The sequence below is a fragment of the Xanthomonas sp. SHU 308 genome (assembly GCF_000364645.1).
GTDB classification, from domain to species: domain Bacteria; phylum Pseudomonadota; class Gammaproteobacteria; order Xanthomonadales; family Xanthomonadaceae; genus Xanthomonas_A; species Xanthomonas_A sontii.
This window is the reverse complement of record NZ_AQOK01000788.1, coordinates 1-2,336: the sequence shown is the minus strand read 5'-3', so window position 1 is coordinate 2,336 and position 2,336 is coordinate 1. Positions and strand designations below refer to the sequence as shown.

General features: G+C 72.8%; 2 protein-coding genes and 2 pseudogenes. All 4 read right to left on the bottom strand.

Annotated elements, in window-relative coordinates; translation table 11 throughout:
• Positions 1-367, bottom strand: a pseudogene (locus D588_RS0120645) (hypothetical protein); the annotation flags it as partial.
• Positions 364-1,386 carry a VWA domain-containing protein gene (locus D588_RS0120640; RefSeq protein WP_017917350.1) on the bottom strand — a complete coding sequence of 341 codons (1,023 nt, stop codon included), beginning with the start codon at positions 1,384-1,386 and terminating at the stop codon, positions 364-366. The pseudogene D588_RS0120645 and the gene D588_RS0120640, both read right to left, overlap by 4 nt.
• The gene (locus D588_RS0120635) at positions 1,383-1,853 is read right to left on the bottom strand and encodes a DUF4381 family protein (protein WP_017917349.1); all 471 of its coding nucleotides are present in this window, start codon (positions 1,851-1,853) and stop codon (positions 1,383-1,385) included. The genes D588_RS0120640 and D588_RS0120635 overlap by 4 nt, the downstream gene beginning before the upstream one ends.
• Positions 1,850-2,336, bottom strand: a pseudogene (locus D588_RS0120630) (DUF58 domain-containing protein); the annotation flags it as partial. The pseudogene D588_RS0120630 and the gene D588_RS0120635, both read right to left, overlap by 4 nt.

Genomic DNA, 2,336 nt, shown 5'->3' with positions numbered 1-2,336 from the left:
GCGCCTGCAGCAGCCGCGACGGCGGCAGGTCGCGCGCGTCGATCTGCGCGGACAGGTCCAGCGCGATCACCAACGGCGTGCGCGCCTGCCACAGTGGCTGCTGTTCCTGGCGCCAGCTCGGTCCGGCCAGCGCCAGCACCGCCAGCGCATAGCCCAGCGCGCCCAGCAACAGGCCGGCACTGCCCTTGGCATCGCCACGCGCGAGCAGATGCGGCAGCAGATGCGGGTCCACCGTGCGCCGCCAGATGTCATGGCGCCGCCGCCGGCGCCACCAGCTCCAGCCGAGCAACGGCAGCAACAGCAGCGCCCACAGCCATTCGGGGCGCAACAGGTGCAATGCCTGGAGGAACTCCATCGCGCGGGTCATTGCCGCCTCCAGGGCCAGATGAAGGACAGCAACGCCAGCGCCAGCGCCGCCGCCAGCGGCCAGGCGTAGCGCTCGATCCGCGGCCGCACCGCAGGACCGGCCGAACGCACCGGCTCGAGCCGGTCCAGTTCGGCGTAGATCGACGCCAGCTCAGCGGTATCGCGGGCGCGGAAGAAGCGCCCACCGGTGTCCTGCGCGATCTTGCGCAGCGTGTCCTCGTCGACCTGGTCGTCGCCGCCGCTGCCGGGGATCGGCAGACCGAACAGCGACATGCCGCCATCACCACCGAAGGCGATGGTGTACACGCGCACGTGTTCGGCCTTGGCCAGTTCGGCGGCCTTCAGCGGATCGAGCACGCCGGCGGTGTTGACGCCGTCGGTGAGCACGATCAGCACGCGCTCGCCCTGCTTCTGCTCGCGCAGGCGCTTGACCGCCAGCGCGATCGCATCGCCCAGCGCGGTCTCGCGCCCGGCCAGGCCTACCACGCTGTCGCGCAACTGGTCGCGCACCGTGGCCAGATCCGCAGTCAACGGAGTCAGCGCATACGCCTGCTGGCCGAACACCAGCAGGCCGATGCGGTCGCCATCGCGGCGATCGAGAAAGTCGGCCAGCACCGCCTTGGCCGCGGTCAGACGATCGACCACGCGCCCGCCCAGGGTCATGTCCGGCTCGCTCATGCTGCCGGACAGATCCACCGCCAGCATCAGTTGCCGCGCCTGCTGCGGTGGGGCGATGGGTTCGCCCAGTTGCAGCGGCCGCGCCGCCGCCGCGCACAGGCAGAACCAGGCCAACCAGGCCAGCCATACGCTGGCGCGCCACAGCCCGCCGCGTGCCGGCGCGGCGGCTACGGCCTGGAGGCGCTCGCCATAGGGCACGCGCAAGGCCGGCGCATTGCCGCGCCGTGCCGGCAGCAGCAGATTGGCCAGCAGGGGCAGCGGCATCGCCAGCCACATCCACGGCCAGGCGAAACCGGCCAGCAGGTCGCTGAGGCTCTGCCACGACGACGACAGCAGGCTCATCGCCGTCCTCCACGCCGCGCCGCCGCCATCAGCGCCAGGAACCGGCGCCGCGCCAGCGGCAGCAATGTCTGCACCTGCGCCGGGTCGAGGCTGGGGCGGTAGCCACCGTCGAGCAACACGCGGCCGGGGCCGGCGGAGAACGCCTGGTGTTTGTCGCCGCCATCAAGGAACCGCAACCACTCTTCGCCCTGCAGCGCCGCAGCGGCCGGATCGCGGCGTTGCGCCGCGCGCCGCAGCAGCTCCGAGACCGCGGCCACCTGCGCCGGCGGTTCGCCCGTACGCGTCGCCGCATCGAACTGACGCTGCCAGCGCTGCTCGCGCCGGCGCCGGCGCATCCATACCAACAGCGCCACGCCGAGCGTCAGCAGCAGCACCGCCGCCAGCATCCACCAGCCCGGTGCGGGCGGCCACCAGGCCGGTGCCGGCGGCAGATGCACATCGCGCAGGGGCAATTGCTGCGGGCTCATGCCGACGCCCCCCGTTGCACCGGCAGCAACCACGACTCGCTGGGTGCGTCGCTCAGCAACACCCGCACCTGCACGCCGCGGCCCGGCAGTTCCGCCGCCAGGGTTTCCAACGGCTGCACGAATTGCGCACGCCAGCGCTGTTGCGCGGTGCTCGCCAGCAGATCCACCTCCACGCGGCGGCCGCTTGCCCAGAACGGCAGGGCGGCACGTGGCGGATGCACTTCCAGCGGATCGACGAGCAGCAGCAACTCCACTTCGTTGTGCAGCGCCAGCCCGGCCCAGCGCGCGGCGGGCACGGCCTGCGCACTGGCCGGATCGGCCAGCACGGTCAGGCGCGATCCCGGGCGCAGCAGCTTGGCCGCGTGATCCAGCGCCATGCTCAGGCCAGCATCGTCCTGCGGCGGCTGCGCATACCAGCGCGCCAGCGCATCGAGCACGCGCAGCACGCCGCGCGGCCCGGCGGCGGGCGGCACCGGCGCTTCG